Origin of the sequence: Nocardia sp. NPDC051052 (assembly GCF_044456045.1) — a bacterium.
In the GTDB taxonomy this organism is placed as follows: Bacteria; Actinomycetota; Actinomycetes; order Mycobacteriales; family Mycobacteriaceae; genus Nocardia.
In genome coordinates, this window is sequence record NZ_JBITFL010000017.1 from 101595 (window position 1) to 115986 (window position 14392).

General features: G+C 65.2%; 15 protein-coding genes. 6 read left to right on the forward strand and 9 right to left on the reverse strand.

The features are described from left to right. The first annotated feature begins 47 nt into the window (after positions 1-47). Entirely contained in the window at positions 48-1166 is a 1119-nt protein-coding gene (locus ACIBCN_RS39280) for a glutamate--cysteine ligase (protein ID WP_396997264.1), read from the forward strand. Here the strand turns inward: ACIBCN_RS39280 and ACIBCN_RS39285 are convergent. Next, positions 1153-1518, reverse strand: coding sequence for a VOC family protein (locus tag ACIBCN_RS39285; protein WP_396997266.1), 366 nt, complete (start codon positions 1516-1518; stop codon positions 1153-1155). The genes ACIBCN_RS39280 and ACIBCN_RS39285 overlap by 14 nt on opposite strands. A gap of 172 nt (positions 1519-1690) precedes the next feature. Between ACIBCN_RS39285 and ACIBCN_RS39290 the strand changes: the two genes are divergently transcribed. Next, positions 1691-2503: an SAM-dependent methyltransferase gene (locus ACIBCN_RS39290; protein ID WP_396997268.1), complete on the forward strand. Its 813-nt coding sequence runs from the start codon at positions 1691-1693 to the stop codon at positions 2501-2503. A gap of 53 nt (positions 2504-2556) precedes the next feature. Here the strand turns inward: ACIBCN_RS39290 and ACIBCN_RS39295 are convergent, their stop codons facing one another. The 6 genes from ACIBCN_RS39295 to ACIBCN_RS39320 are packed head-to-tail and all read right to left on the reverse strand — an operon-like array spanning position 2557 to position 7802. Further along, positions 2557-3786, reverse strand: a complete 1230-nt coding sequence (locus tag ACIBCN_RS39295) for a cytochrome P450 (protein ID WP_396997270.1) — start codon at positions 3784-3786, stop codon at positions 2557-2559. Between the two features lie 10 nt (positions 3787-3796). Beyond that, positions 3797-5038, reverse strand: coding sequence for a cytochrome P450 (locus ACIBCN_RS39300; protein WP_396997272.1), 1242 nt, complete (start codon positions 5036-5038; stop codon positions 3797-3799). After that, positions 5035-5640, reverse strand: a complete 606-nt coding sequence (locus ACIBCN_RS39305) for a GTP-binding protein (protein ID WP_396997274.1) — start codon at positions 5638-5640, stop codon at positions 5035-5037. The genes ACIBCN_RS39300 and ACIBCN_RS39305 overlap by 4 nt, the downstream gene beginning before the upstream one ends. Further along, complete coding sequence (locus tag ACIBCN_RS39310) at positions 5615-5968, reverse strand: DUF742 domain-containing protein (RefSeq protein ID WP_396997276.1); 354 nt, start codon at positions 5966-5968, stop codon at positions 5615-5617. The genes ACIBCN_RS39305 and ACIBCN_RS39310 overlap by 26 nt, the downstream gene beginning before the upstream one ends. After that, positions 5965-6390, reverse strand: coding sequence for a roadblock/LC7 domain-containing protein (locus ACIBCN_RS39315; RefSeq protein ID WP_396997278.1), 426 nt, complete (start codon positions 6388-6390; stop codon positions 5965-5967). The genes ACIBCN_RS39310 and ACIBCN_RS39315 overlap by 4 nt, the downstream gene beginning before the upstream one ends. Then, positions 6390-7802, reverse strand: a complete 1413-nt coding sequence (locus ACIBCN_RS39320; protein WP_396997280.1) for a sensor histidine kinase — start codon at positions 7800-7802, stop codon at positions 6390-6392. Before ACIBCN_RS39320 ends, ACIBCN_RS39315 begins: the two co-directional genes overlap by 1 nt. Before the next feature lie 647 nt (positions 7803-8449). On the opposite strand from ACIBCN_RS39320, the gene ACIBCN_RS39325 reads away from it, so the two are divergent. Then, the gene (locus ACIBCN_RS39325; protein WP_396997282.1) at positions 8450-8881 is read left to right on the forward strand and encodes an SRPBCC family protein; all 432 of its coding nucleotides are present in this window, start codon (positions 8450-8452) and stop codon (positions 8879-8881) included. A gap of 20 nt (positions 8882-8901) precedes the next feature. Here the strand turns inward: ACIBCN_RS39325 and ACIBCN_RS39330 are convergent, their stop codons facing one another. Next, complete coding sequence (locus ACIBCN_RS39330; RefSeq protein WP_396997284.1) at positions 8902-9816, reverse strand: LysR family transcriptional regulator; 915 nt, start codon at positions 9814-9816, stop codon at positions 8902-8904. Between the two features lie 144 nt (positions 9817-9960). On the opposite strand from ACIBCN_RS39330, the gene ACIBCN_RS39335 reads away from it, so the two are divergent. The 3 genes from ACIBCN_RS39335 to ACIBCN_RS39345 are packed head-to-tail and all read left to right on the forward strand — an operon-like array spanning position 9961 to position 13513. Next, positions 9961-11058 carry a tartrate dehydrogenase gene (locus ACIBCN_RS39335; RefSeq protein ID WP_396997286.1) on the forward strand — a complete coding sequence of 366 codons (1098 nt, stop codon included), beginning with the start codon at positions 9961-9963 and terminating at the stop codon, positions 11056-11058. Then, on the forward strand, positions 11055-12356 hold the full coding sequence (locus tag ACIBCN_RS39340; RefSeq protein ID WP_396997288.1) for a 2-hydroxycarboxylate transporter family protein: 1302 nt from the start codon (positions 11055-11057) through the stop codon (positions 12354-12356). The genes ACIBCN_RS39335 and ACIBCN_RS39340 overlap by 4 nt, the downstream gene beginning before the upstream one ends. Continuing rightward, entirely contained in the window at positions 12353-13513 is a 1161-nt protein-coding gene (locus ACIBCN_RS39345; protein WP_396997290.1) for a glycerate kinase, read from the forward strand. Before ACIBCN_RS39340 ends, ACIBCN_RS39345 begins: the two co-directional genes overlap by 4 nt. On the opposite strand, the gene ACIBCN_RS39350 is transcribed toward ACIBCN_RS39345, so the two are convergent. Beyond that, positions 13459-14205, reverse strand: a complete 747-nt coding sequence (locus tag ACIBCN_RS39350) for a class I SAM-dependent methyltransferase (protein ID WP_396997292.1) — start codon at positions 14203-14205, stop codon at positions 13459-13461. The two genes, ACIBCN_RS39345 and ACIBCN_RS39350, sit on opposite strands and share 55 nt — an antisense overlap. Positions 14206-14392 lie beyond the last annotated feature (187 nt).

Sequence of the window (14392 nt, forward strand, 5' to 3'; positions counted from 1 at the left end):
GCAGCCAAACCACGCGTACGGCCCTCGAGGACGGGTAACCTACCTGCATGGACGCAGACACTGCGACCGTCGGCGTCGAGGAAGAATTTCTCCTCGTCGAACCCGACACCGGCTTGCCTGTCGCGAAAAACGTCGAGGTCGCGCGGACCGCGACCGAACTCGGTATCGATCTCCAACTCGAACTCACCCGCTGCCAGGTGGAAACCAGCACAGGCGTGCACGCCGATTCCACCGAGCTGGCGACGGAATTGCGCGATCTGCGCTGCGGCATCGCCGCCTGCGCGGAGAAGAACGGTGCCCAGCTGCTCGCGGTGGCGATCCCACCCACCGTGCCGGACAAGTTTCCGGTCACCGCCACACCCCGCTATCAGCGGATCGCCAGCGCGTTCGGCATGCTCGCGCAGGAGCAGGGACTGTGCGGCTGCCACGTGCACGTGGCCGTGCCCGATCGCGAAACCGCCTTGCAGGTCAGCAATTTCCTGCGCCCGTGGCTGCCGCTGTTCCTGGCGCTCACCGCGAACTCGGCGATCTATCGCGGCGTCGACACCGGCTTCGCCAGTTGGCGCAGCATTCTGTGGCGGCGCTGGCCCAGCGCCGGTCCACCACCGTATTTCGGGTCGGTCGCCGAGTACGACGCGATGGTCTCGATGATGCTGTCGAGCGGCAGCATCCTGGACAAGAAGATGGTCTACTGGGACGTCCGTCCGTCGCCGAGTTTTCCGACGGTGGAGGTCCGCGTCAGCGATGTGCCCGCGACGGTCGAGGAGACGGTGCTGCTCGCGACGCTGGTGCGCGCGACGGTGATGACCGCGCAGCACTCGTTGGCGCGCAACATCTCCCCGCCGCCGGTCAGTGACGAGATCTTGCGCGCGGCGTACTGGAAGGCGGCACGCACCGGACTCCACGGCGACGCCGTCGACCCGGTACACGGACGCATCATGCCGGTGGTAGGCCTGCTCGCCGAACTGCTCGGCTACGTCGGCCCGGCGCTCAAGGAGCTCGGTGACCAGCAACTGGTCACCGACTCACTCGCGGCCGTGCTTGCTCGCGGCAACGGAGCAATGCGGCAGCTCAACGCTTTCCACGCCCGGCGCGACGTCGGCGATGTCGTGACAGAGTTGACGGCGGCCACCTTGGCCGGGTGCCGCGCGGCTACAACCACATAAGGCAGAAGATGTGCCCCACCGGATCGGCATAGACCCGGAACTGATCGTGATCGTTGGGCTGCACCAGTTTTGCGCCGAGTGCGAGCGCCTTGGGTTCGGCCTCGTCGATGTCGTCGACCAACACATCGAAGTGGATCTGCTGGGACGCTTCGGGATCCGGGAAACGCGGCGGCTTATATTGCGGCGCGGCCTGGAAGACGATCCGCCTGCCTTCGCCATCTACGGTGACAACCCAGGTGTCGTCCTCGTTCGCGGTCAATTCGACGCCGAGCAGACCGATATAGAACTCGGCGAGCTTGCGCGGCTCCGGACAATCCAGCACCACGCTGCGCAGACGCCCGACAGATGTCATGAGTAATCTCCTTCGATCGGCATCCTGGTCGCCTACCCGCGGCAACAGCGGCCAAACATCACGCTGAAACATGTTGTGGTCAAATGTGACTCGCCGATGAAGTAGGCACCCGCGCCCGTTGCGCCTCCTACGATGGAGCGGACACGTTCAGTAAACGGAGGGGGCAATCGAGATGAGCGACCTGACACCCGTGATCGACCAATCCAAGCCGAGCATCGCCCGGGTATACGACTACCTGCTCGGCGGCAAGGACAACTTCGCCGTCGACCGGGCGATCGGCGACCACTTCAAGGACAACCTGCCCGGCTCGGTCGCGATCGCCACCAGCAACCGGCAGGCGCTGATCCGCGCCGTCCGCGACCTAGCCCGCGACGGCGTGCGGCAGTTCATCGACCTCGGCAGCGGCCTGCCGACCGCCGACAACGTGCATCAGGTCGCGCGCCGCCACGCGCCCGACGCCAAGGTGGTCTACATCGACAACGATCCCCTCGTGCTCGCGCACGGCCGCGCGCTGCTGGCCACCGACACCAACACGACTGTCTTCCAAGCTGATCTGCGTGACCCGCGCACCATTCGGGAGCACCGCGAGGTCGTCGAGATGATCGATTTCGACCAGCCGGTCGCCGTCATCTTCAGCGCCATCCTGCACCACCTCAACGACGACGAGGACCCGGCCGCGGTGGTGCGTTACTGGTCCGAGCGGCTCTCGGCCGGGAGCATGGTGTACATCTCACATTTTCGTTCAGGCGAGAACCGGGAGACGACCGTCGCCGAGGAAAAACTCCAGTCGACGTTCGGGCGTGGCCGGTGGCGCACCGACAAGGAGATCGAGGCGCTGTTCGGTGACCTGGAGATCCTCGAACCGGGCATCACGCCCTGCGCGAGCTGGCGGCCGGATCTGACGGCGGCCGACGAGACGGAACCCGCTCGCGCGCTGACCATTTGGGAGCAGCTGATCGTCACCGGATTGGCACGTAAGGTATAAACATACGAAAGGGGTGCCACGCGATTGCGGCACCCCTTGCTCGAATGATGTTACTAATCAGCAGGTTCCAGGATCACGGGAAGCTTGCTGTGGCCGTTGGAGATGAAGCTGACCACGGTGCCCAGCTCCGACGGATCCGCCGCCAAACGCATGTTCGGGAAACGCGCGAAGATGGCGGGCAGCGCGAGCGCAGCCTCCAGCCTGGCCAGCGGGGCGCCGAGGCAGTGGTGCACGCCATGGCCGAAGGCCAAGTGGTCCTTGGTAACTCGGGTCACGTCGAAATCGTCGGCGGTGTCGCCGTGCACCTTCGGGTCCCGGTTGGCCGCGGCGTAGGCGGGCAGAATCGGCTCGCCCTTGGCGATCCGCACACCCTCGATCTCGATGTCGTCGACCGCGAACCGCAGCGGCAGATGCGCGACCGGCGCCTCGAAGCGCAGCGCCTCCTCGATCAGATCCGACCAGCTGACCTTACCCTCGAGCACGGTCGCCCGCTGCTCGGGCCTGGTTACCATCGCGTAGATCGCCTGATCGAGCAGGTTGACGGTGGTCTCGTGGCCCGCGCTGATGACGAGCAGCAGCGTGTCGATGAGCTCCTGCTCGGTCAGCTTGGCGCCGTCGTCCTCGCTGCGGTGCGAGATCAGCAGGCTGGTCATGTCGTCGCCGGGGTGTTCGCGCCGGTAGGCCACCAACTCCGCGAGGATGCGATACATCTCCATGTAGTTGGCCTGCGACTGCTCCGGGCTGAGCGCGGTGTCGAAGATGCCGTCGACGCACTTGCGCAGGCCGGGATTCAACGATTCCGGCACGCCCATCAGCTCGGAGATGACCTCGATCGGCACCGGATACGCGAAACCCTCACGCAGATCTACCACTTCGCCCTTGGGCAGGGCCGCGAGCTCGGCGATGAGCCGCTCGACGATCCGGTCGATTCGCGGCCGCATCGCCTCGGTGCGCCGATGGGTGAACGCCGGAGCGACGAGCTTACGTAGTCGCCGGTGATCGGCGCCGTACGCGGTGAACATGTTGTTCACCGCCACCCAGAGAAACAGCGGCCAGTCCTGCGGCACTTCACCTTTGGCGAAGGCGGGCCAGTGCTGCCTGGCATCCTTGGACACTTTCGGATCGACGAGCAGTCGCTTGAGCAGATCGGCGTCGGTAATCGACCACGCGCGCACGCCGCCGGGCAGCTCCACCAGGGTGGCCGGGCCACGCTCCCGCAGGCGGGCGGATTCTCCTTGAATGTCGGTGCCCGTTGGGTCTAGGACTAGTGGCTCAGTGTCCATCGGGGTCTCCTTAAAACACGTTCAACGGTGGTGACTTAGGGAAGACTACCGGGAGGGAGACCAGTGCTCGATGGAAAGGGCCTGGCCGCCAAGACAATTCACCTGCGGGGATGGCAAGCCCCAACTCTGGCAACGCATCAAGAAGCTGATCGATGGCGTCCTGCACGATCAGGTAGGCCATCGACCTGGCGGGGCAGGCGTGCGGTCCGACGCTCCACGCCAGATGTGAGCGATTGTCCACGTACTCGCCGACACTGATGGTCGGGTCGTTGTTGCAGCCGGACATGCTGATCACGACCGGCTGGTGCGCGGGCAGCCACACCCCATCGATCAGTATCGGCTGCCTCGGATAAGACACGCAATAGTTCGCCATCGGCGGGTCGGTGAACAGCACCTCGTCGAGCGCGTCGCGGGTCGAAAGACTACCGCCCAGAACGTTTCCGGCGAATCGGTCGTCGGTGAGCATCAGCAGCAGCGTATTGACGATCAGGTTCTGCTGCGGCTCGATGCCGGCGCCGTACAGCGTGACGAGCTGATGGATCATCTCCACGTCGTCGAGCTTGGCGGGATGGGCGAGCAGCCGCGAGGTGATGTCGTCGCCGGGCTCCTTGCGTTTGGAGTTCACCAGATCGAACAGCGCGTCGGTGAGCATCGCGTTGCCCTTGTCGGCGTTCACGCCCTCGAAGATCGCGGCCATGCCGGTCGCGACCTGCTGGCCGATCTCCGGCGAACAGCCGAGGGTGGCGTTGAGCACCGCGAAGGTGAGCGGAAAGGCGTACTGGCTGATCAGGTCCGCGGCGCCGTCCTGACAGAACGCGTTGATCAGCGGGATGGCGACCCGCTCGACGGTGGCGTGCAGGCTGTGCAGGTCGACCTCGGCGATGGCGGCCACGTTGGCCTGCCGGTACTTGCCATGGTCGAGCCCCGCGCTGCGCAGCGCGTTCGGCCGCCACTCCAGCATCGGCAGGATCGGGCACTCCCCGGGCACACCCTTCTGCCAGGTGCGCGGGTCGGCCGGGAAATGGTCCGGGTCGTTGAGGATGCGCAGCGCGGTGTGATATCCGATCACCAGCGTGGCAGGCACGTCCGGCGCGAGATTCACCGGTACCAGTGAGCCGTATTGGCGGCGCATCTCGCGGTAGGCGAGGTGTGGGTCGGCGGCGAATTCTTCCGAATACAGCGACACCCGAGGGCCGTCGGTGTCGATCGGTGATCCGTGCTGGACCGGGCAGGAACGCGGGGGCGTGGTCAAAGTCGTGACTCCTGACGATGGAACAGGAATTCAACAAGCGTGATCAGGGATCGCAAGCACGTGCCCCGGTCACGCGCGTCTAAGGAAGTGAGCGGTGTGTCGGGCGCTAGATCCAACGCGTCGCGGACCTCGCCCAACGGAAAGTTCTTGAAGCCTTCGAATTGGTTGACCGCCACCGAATACGGCACACCGCGCTCCTCGAGCACCGAGAGGACCTCGTCGGACTTCTCGATACGCCGAGTGTCGACCAGCACCAGCGCGCCGAGCGCGCCGCGGGCCAGCTCTTCCCACAGCGGGACGAACCGCTGCTGGCCCGGCGTACCGAACAGGTACAGCGCCAGCTGCGGGTTGAGTGTGATGCGGCCGAAGTCCATCGCCACGGTCGTCTGAGATTTACCGGGCAGGCCCGCCATGTCGTCGACGCCGACGCTGGCCTCGGTGATCGTCTCCTCGGTGCGCAGCGGCTTGATCTCCGACACGCTGCTCACGAAGGTGGTCTTGCCGACACCGAAATTGCCTGCCACCAACAGCTTTACGGAACGGGTAACGGTCTCCGGCACATAGTCGACTGGACGATCAGACGGCGAGAGCACGGAGCCCATTAAGTACCTCCTCGAGCAGAGCGATCTCCGGCAGGTTTTCGGCCGGGGTAGGCGTAACCAGGTGACCGTTGTCCATCAGATCGGCCGCGACGATCTTGACAACGGACGGTGGCAGGTCGAGGTACGCGGCGATCTCGGCGATCGACAACGTGCCTCGGCGGCTACAGAGATTGATGACCCGGCGTGCATCGGGCGCGGCACCCGGTGACGGGTCCTTTGCGGCACGGACCAAGGTGACCAGGTCCAACTCGCGAGTGGGACGGGTGCGTCCCCCGGTGCGCACATATGCCCGAACCAAATCGGGATCACGCCGGGCCCGTGAAGTCATGGCAATTCGCCACCATCAACACGCCTGCGCGGCTGGCTGCCCAGCTCGTGCCCGACCCGGCCGGCGAGTTCGTTCATCCGGTGCGCGATGAGTGCGACGTCGATCTCGGGGGTGGTCGCGACGCCGAGCAGCGCGCCGTCGCCCGCGGCGGTGATCAGGATCATGCCCTGGTCGTACTCGGTCATGTTCTGCCGCACACCGTTGTCGCCGTCGCCGCAGAACTCCCCGAGCGCCTTGCCGAGCGAGCGCAGGCCGGACGCGGCGGCGGAGAAACGCTCCGCCTGGTCGCGCTCGATACCCGCGGAGTGCGCGATCCGTAAGCCGTCTTCGGACAGGAGGACCGAGAATCTGACGCCCGGGACGCTGAGGTCTTCGAGTAGCCAGCCCAGCTTGTTGCTGCTGTCGGTCACCGGTGTAACCATCAGGATGTCATCCCTTCCGTGTGATCGGGGTTATCGGACTGATCGGTGGCGGCGGCGCGGCCGCTCTGGGAACCGGTGTGCCACGCCGCGGCCACGTCGGGCCGGGCGAGGCCGGGTTCGGTGCGCGGCCCGACCGGGGCCAGCGCGACCGTCCTGCGGCGTCGCTTGGGTAAGCCGCCGTTGGTGATCTCGTGCACGGCGAACGGCTCACTCTCACTAGGCTCTTCGATCTCCGGTGCCCGGTGCGACGCGGTGGCGGTGGCCGCGGCCGGAACGGGTTCGGCGGGTATCTCGACCTCGCGCGCGGGCACCACCTCCTGATGCTCGGGCTGCGGGGTCATCAGCAGGGCCTCGGGGATGTAGACCATCGCGCGCATGCCGCCGTAGACGTTCGGGCCGTCGATGTAGACGGTGAAGCCGTAGCGACGGGCCAGCGCGGCGATGCCGGGGAAGCCGACCTTGGGCGCGGGGCCGAGCTGGTGGATGTCGACCGAGCGCTCGTGCGCGAGCACCTGCCTGGCCTCCTCCATCTGCTCGGCGTTCATCCGGACGCCCGCGTCGTCGATGATCACGGTGACGCCGTGGTGCCCCTCCTGGAAGCTGACATCCACGAAAGACGTTGGCGGAGAATAGCGCAACGCGTTATCGAGCAGGGTTGCCAAGGTGTGCACCAGCGGCTCGACGGCCCGGCTGATGACCACCCGGTCCAGCTGGCCGGGGCGCACCCGCAGGTAGTCACGGACGCGGCCGACCGCGCCACCGACGACGTCGGTGAGCGCCTGGGCCGGCCAGCGTCTACCGGGCAGACCGCCGCAGACGATCACGTAGGACTGCGCCTGCCGGATCATCTGCTGCACGGTGTGATCGATGCGGGTGAGGGTTTCGTACACCTCGTCCTTGCGGTGCTCACGTAACGCGGAGCTGACCACCTGGCTGACGTCGGCGCCGAGACTGACCACCGAGGTGCCGAACGAACGCACGGCCGCGCTGGTCGCCTGCCTGGACGCGTCGGACACCTCGGTGCGCATCTTGTCCTCGGCGGCCTTCATCGCCTGCTGCGCCTCGTGGTTGGTCTGGTCCCTGGTCTCGGACCGCAGCAGGCTCAGGTCGTCGGCGTAGCGCTCGGCGATCCATCGCAACACCTGCGCGGTGCGCGAATTCTCCAGGCCCGGCGGCACTTCGACGCTGGGAGCCTGGCTGTCGAAGCGTCTGATCGCCTCGGCTACCGCAGGCATCGTGGTTGTCGCGAAGCGCTCGACGGCTTCCTCCGCGGCTCGTTGCTCTCTGCTGAGTGCTTCGGCCCTGGCTCGCTGCTGTCGCGCGTATTGCACTGCGTACAACGCGACCGCTGCCACTACCACGAGAGCAGCGGCGAGGATCCATGAAAGCACCACGGCGATATCTTGATTCATCAGTTCTTTCGTCGTCGATTGGCGCCGAGGAATCGACTCTCCGTCATGTGCTTCGTCTCGCCTTCCTCGCGACGCCGACCAGCACACCCTGGTCGGATCTGGTCCACGTCGGAGGACCGGCTACCCGCCGAACAACAGATTGTGTCCGAACAGTTACCAGAACCCGACGTTCCGACATTAGCAGCTATGCAACCAGTTCTCTTCAGATCCACTCACATGATTGCGTTTGCAGACAACAGATGACGGGTGCCGGGCGATGCGCAATAATGCTGCGCCACTGGTGATCACGGCCGCTTGCCACGCGGTGACCAGGGGCGTTTCCGGTATCGCGATAGAGGACACATCATCCGATCTATCGGCGGCGCCGCGTATCACGCACATGGTGTCAACCGCGCCTATCCGAAGCGGGTGGGAGAACAGGGTATTCAGCGCTATCGCGACCAGAAGTTTGCTGGAACGTCCAGTTTGTTCTTGGGTGAAGCCATCGGGAGCGGTCGCGATGCCTATCCGGTGAAGATTGCTCAGATGTCGCCCGGGCGCACCTGGTGGGCGGGGTCGACGCCGATCATGTAGCCGAACTGAAAGAACAGAGCCTCGCATTTGGACACCAACTACGGCGAACCTCGGGTACCGGATACTATGCGGCCATGGCAAAGCTGAAGGTCTCCGTCGATGTGCCGATCTCGCCCGAAGAGGCGTGGTCGCACACGTCCAATCTGGCCGACCTGGACAAGTGGCTGACGATGCATGAGGCCTGGCGCAGCGAGGTGCCCGCGGAGCTGACGGTCGGTACCCAGTTGGTGGGCGTCGCCTCGGTGAAGGGGTTGCGGAACCGGGTGACATGGACGGTGAAGGCCGCCGAGCCGCCGCGGCGGCTGTTGCTGACCGGTGCGGGCAAGGGCGGCACCAAGCTCGGTCTCGAACTGCTGGTGGCGCCGAAGGGCACCGGCTCGGAGGTGACGGTCGACATCGAGCTCGGCGGCAGGCCGCTGTTCGGGCCGATCGGCGCCGGCGTCGCGCGGGCGGTGAAGGGCGACATCGAGCGTTCGCTGGATAAGTTCGTCACGCTGTACGCCTGAATCAGGCTGTACCGCAGGCGTTACCGCGCCGCGGCGGTGATTCGGCGGCCGAGCCCGGCCTTCAGATGGTCGATGACGGCACGGGTTCGGCGCGGTAGCGGGGCGGCCGCGGCGTAGACCGCGGAAATGTCGGCGCTGGGTGTCGCGAAGTCGGGCAGTACCTGGATGAGTGAGCCGTCACGCAACAGCGGCTCGACGTGCCAGAGCGACCGCATCACCAGACCCCTTCCAGCTAGGCACCATTGGGTGATGACGTCGCCGTCGTTGCTGATCAGGTTGCCCGCCACGCGGATCGAGACCTCCTTGCCGCCGCTCTCGAACCGCCACAGCGCGTAGTCGGACTCGTTCTCGCGCAAAATGATGCAGTCGTGCTGTTCGAGTTCCTTGAGATTCGCGGGTGTTCCGTTGCGCCGCAAGTACTCCGGTGACGCGCACAGCACCCGGCGGTTGACCCACAGGCGGGTCGCGGTCAATCGCGAATCCTGCAGTGCGCCAACCCTGATGTCGATGTCGAAGCCGGTGCCCGCGATATTCAGTGGCAGCGACGAGAGTTCCAGATCCACCTGCACCCGCGGGTTCCGCTCGACGAAATCGGCGACCAGCGGCGCGATGTGGGCCCGGCCGAGGCCGATGGTCGACCGGACGTGGACTCGGCCGCGCAGTTCGTGACGTTGCTCGGCGACCGAATCCTCCAGTTCTTCGAGCTGCGCGGCGATCACCGCGGCACCCGCCGCATAGCGCTCCCCCTCCGGTGTCAACGTCAGCCTGCGCGTACTGCGTTGCACAAGGAGGACGCCGAGCCTGGCCTCCATCTGCGCGAGTCGTTTACTGACCGAGGACACCGAGACGCCGAATTCGCGCGCCGCCTCGGTCAGGCTCCGCGAACGAGCGACGATGTCGAAAAACGTGACGTCGTCGGTGGCTGCACCGGCCACGGCGGCCTCCTCGCCTTTTCCATTCAGGAAAGTGTCTCTTTCCCGTTGCGTGCTTTTGCCGCAGAATATCCGAGCCTACCGTTGTGATCGGCCCCACAACAACGGATTCCGGGGCCGCTATCGAGGAGATCGGAGAACGCGACGATGGGTTCAACGCACCGTATTGCCGTCATTCCAGGGGATGGTATCGGCAAAGAAGTCGTGCCGCAGGGAGTTCGCGTGCTGGCAGCCGCCGCGGCGGCATTCGACTTCACCCTCGATTTCACGGAGTTCGACTTCGCGAGCGCGGAGTATTACACCGCGACCGGGCAAATGCTGCCGGACCGGTGGTTCGACGAACTGGCCGGGTTCGACGCCATCTACTTCGGCGCGGTCGGCTGGCCAGAGGTGGTGCCGGACCATGTTTCCCTGTGGGGCAGTCTGCTGCAGTTCCGGCGGCACTTCGATCAGTACGTCAGCCTGCGGCCGGTCCGGCTGCTGCGCGGCATCAACAGCCCGCTCGCCGGTCGGCAGGCCGGTGAGGTCGATTTCTATGTGGTCAGGGAGAACACCGAGGGCGAGTATTCGAGTATCGGCGGCAAGATCTTCGAGGGCACCGAGCGGGAGACGGTGCTCCAGGAGACGGTGATGACCAGGACCGGCGTGGACCGAATCCTGAAGTACGCCTTCGAGCTCGCGCAGCGGCGGCCGAAGCGGCATCTCACGTCGGCGACCAAGAGCAATGGTATTTCCATCACGATGCCCTATTGGGACGAACGGGTCGCGGCGATGGCGAAGGACTATCCCGCTATCGAGGTGGATAAATATCACATCGACATTCTGACGGCCAATTTCGTGCTGCATCCGGACTGGTTCGATGTGGTTGTCGCGAGTAATTTGTTCGGCGACATCCTTTCCGATCTCGGGCCCGCGTGCACCGGAACCATCGGCATCGCGCCGAGCGGAAACATCAACCCGGAGCGGTTGTTTCCGAGTCTTTTCGAGCCGGTGCACGGGTCCGCCCCCGATATTGCCGGGAAGGGGATCGCCAATCCGATCGGCCAGATCTGGAGCGGTGCCATGATGCTCGAGCACCTCGGTGAGCAGGCTGCCGCCGATGCTGTCATGGCGGCCATCGAAACGGTGCTCGCCCAAGGACAGTCGGCGCTCACGCCGGACATGGGCGGGGCCGAGACGACGGAAACCGTTGGCGGACTGGTGCGGGCGCAGCTCGAGTCCGCGACATCGATGGCCCGATCATGAGTCTGCAGGCGAAGACCGCGCGGTCGTTCACGCTGCCGACGCTCGACGGTATCCCCTTGGTCGTGCCGATCATCCTCACCGCGGGGGTGCTCGCCGCAGGCGTCTTCGACTCGATACCGAAGAACATGATCGGCGGCCTCGCCGTGATAGTGGGACTCGGCATGCTGCTCGGGCCGTTGGGAAATCGGCTGCCGGTCATCTCGAAGATCGGTGGCGGCGCACTGATCTGCCTGATGGTGCCATCGGTGCTGGTGTACTTCGGTGTGTTCAACGCGAACACGTTGGCCGCGGTGAACGCCTTGATGAAGGAGGCGAACTTCCTCTACTTCGTCATCAGCACGCTGGTGGTCGGCAGCATCCTCGGGATGAGCCGGAAGGTGATGGTGGGCGGGCTGATTCGGATCTTTCCGCCGCTGGTGGTCGGGACGGCCGCCGCGGTGGCGGTGGGGATCGGTGTCGCGATGGCGTTCGGGTACGGGTTTCATCGGGCGCTGTTCTATATCGTGGTGCCGATCATCGGGGGCGGCATCGGCGAGGGGGTCATACCGCTGTCCTCGGCGTATGCGTCGGCGTTGGGTGGAGAATCGGGAAGTTATGTCGCGGAGCTGATTCCGGCGGCGATCATCGGAAATATCGTGGCCGTCATCCTCGCGGGGCTGTTGCGGAGGCTGGGTGACCGCCGGCCGCAGCTCGACGGCGGGGGTCAGTTGGTGAAGGTGGCGGCACCGGACACCACTTCGGCTACTCCCCTGCCCGACATCACCACGCCCGGCCGGAACCACGCGCTCGGCATTCTGATCATCTGTGGCTTGTTTGTGCTGGCTACCCTGTTGGAACGGGTCGTGCATCTGCCCGCACCGGTGCTGGTGATCATCATGTCGGTGGTATGCAAGTTGTTCGGCGTCTTTCCCGCCGACGTCGAGGACAGCGTGCGCGGCATCTACACGGTCATCGCCCGCTACTTCATCTATCCGACCATGATCGGGCTCGGCATGCTGTATCTGCCGTTGAAGAACATCATGGGGGTGATCTCGGTGGGATACGTGGCGGCTTGTATCGCCGTCGTTATCGCTATGGCTGCCACCGGATTCTGGGTGGGACGGGCGATCGGCATGTATCCGGTCGACGCCGCGTTGGTGACGGTTTGTCACAGCGGGCTCGGTGGAACTGGTGATGTGGCAATACTTTCGGCGTCGAATCGAATGAATCTGATGCCGTTCGCGCAGATTTCGACTCGGATCGGCGGGGTGACCACGGTTATCTCAGCGGCGGCGCTGATCCGGGTGCTCGAAGGATGAGGGTGTTGATCGCGCCCGACAAGTTCAAGGGGAGCCTGACCGCGGCCGAGGTCGCGGGATGGCTTGCGCAGGGGCTTGCCGGGTCTGGTGTCGACAGTACGCAACTTCCGCTGGCCGATGGTGGTGACGGCAGTGTCGAAGCGGCCGTTGCTGCTGCTGGGTACACCGGTCGTTCGTGCACCGTCGCCGGTGCCATGGGGACGCCATGGCGCGGGCGGATGGCGGTGCGCGGCGACACCATTATCGTCGAGGTCGCTGACACCTGCGGGTTGGCAACCCTGCCTGGAAATCGACTGCGGCCGCTCGATGCGTCGAGTCTGGGTCTGGGACAGGCTGTTCGGCAAGCGTTGCTGCGGTCGCCGCGCCGCGTGGTGCTGGCACTCGGTGGCAGCGCGAGTACCGATGGCGGTATGGGGCTGCTGGCCGCGTTCGGGTTTCGGTTCATCGATGGCGCCGGGCGGGTTTTGCCGCCGAGTGGTCGGGCGTTGCTGGATATCGCTTCCATCGATGCCGCGGCGGCTGTGCGCTTGCCGCCGGTCGATCTCGTCGTGGCCTCCGATGTCACCAACGCGTTGGTCGGACCTGAAGGAGCTGCTGCCGTGTACGGGCCGCAGAAGGGCGCCGATGCGGCAGAAATACGCTTACTTGATCGAGGGCTCCGCCACCTGGTGGAGATGTTGTCCTGCAACGGGTTTCCCGATGCCGAAGTCCTTGCCGCGACGCCAGCTGCGGGCAGTGCGGGTGGGCTCGGATTCGCCGCCATGCTGCTCGGCGCGCGGATGACGTCCGGGGCTGAGTTCTTCCTCGACCTGCTCGACTTCGATCGTCATTGTGCGACGGCGGATCTGGTGATCACCGGCGAGGGCAGACTTGATGCGCAGAGCGCGCATGGCAAGCTGCCCGTTGCCGTCGCCCGGCGCGCTGCGCTCGTTCCCGTTGTTGCCGTCACAGGTTGCAACGAGATCCCTCGCAACCGTTGGGGTTCCACAGGTTTCACCGAGGTTTATGCGCTTACCGACTATACCGATCGGGATACGGCCCGCGATCCGGCACTGACGGCCGACTTGCTCGTACGGATCGGCCGTCAGATCGTTTCGTCCAGTCAGCTCGGCAGGTCTGCTGTGACGAGCCGGTATCCGAGGTCCAGGTGTGACTGATCGAGAAGGTCGGTGTAGCGGGTGTGCCAATCGCCGGTCTTCAGATCCTGCCGTAACCGCGATAATCCTTCTTGCAGTAGCGGTTTCGGGGTGAGGGCCAGCATCGACATGCCCGCTTGGACTGTTTCGTCGAGGTAGGCTTCGGGTCTGCGCCAATAGGCGCCGCCGAAGCCATCCACGCAATCGTGCGGGACCGGGATCGGCTGTATCTCTGGATCTTTCAGCAATGCCGTGAGTTCGGACAGCGCGATGGCCAGTTTCGCGTCAGTCTCCGCCGCTGCCGGTAGATAGTCGCGAACCAGCCAGAATTGCCGAAATACCGCGTGGTTCCAGGTGAGAATCGCGATGCGGCGGCGGGCAACTCGCACCATTTCGGCGATACCACGCTCGAGATCGGTCCAGTGATGGATGGTCAGCACGGCGAGCGCCGCGTCCACCGAGGCGGTGCGCAGGGGCAAGTTTTCGGCGGTCGCGCGAATTGCGGACGCCGCGCCTGCCGCGCGCTGGGCGATCATTATCTGGCTGGGCTCTATCGCGAGCACCGTATTGCGCGGCTCGTAGGAACCGGCGCCGGCGCCGATATTGACCACGGTGTCCATGCCGTGCAGCGCGGCGTCGATCTGGTCTGCGATGCGCGGATCTGGCTGTCGGGTCCGCGAATACGTTTGACCCGTCGTGTCGTAGACGGTCATCGTCGGGGTTGGCCGTACCCTGCCACGGCGCGGTCGCCGGTGCTTCGGGCGATGCTGATCAACATGGTCGGACAGTAGATGAGTGCGAGGAAGACGGTCAATGACGAGCAGCGGTGATCGCGTTGGTTTGTCGCCATGCCGATCGTGCCTATTCGAGTCGGGCGGTGACGGACTCAGTTCACACACC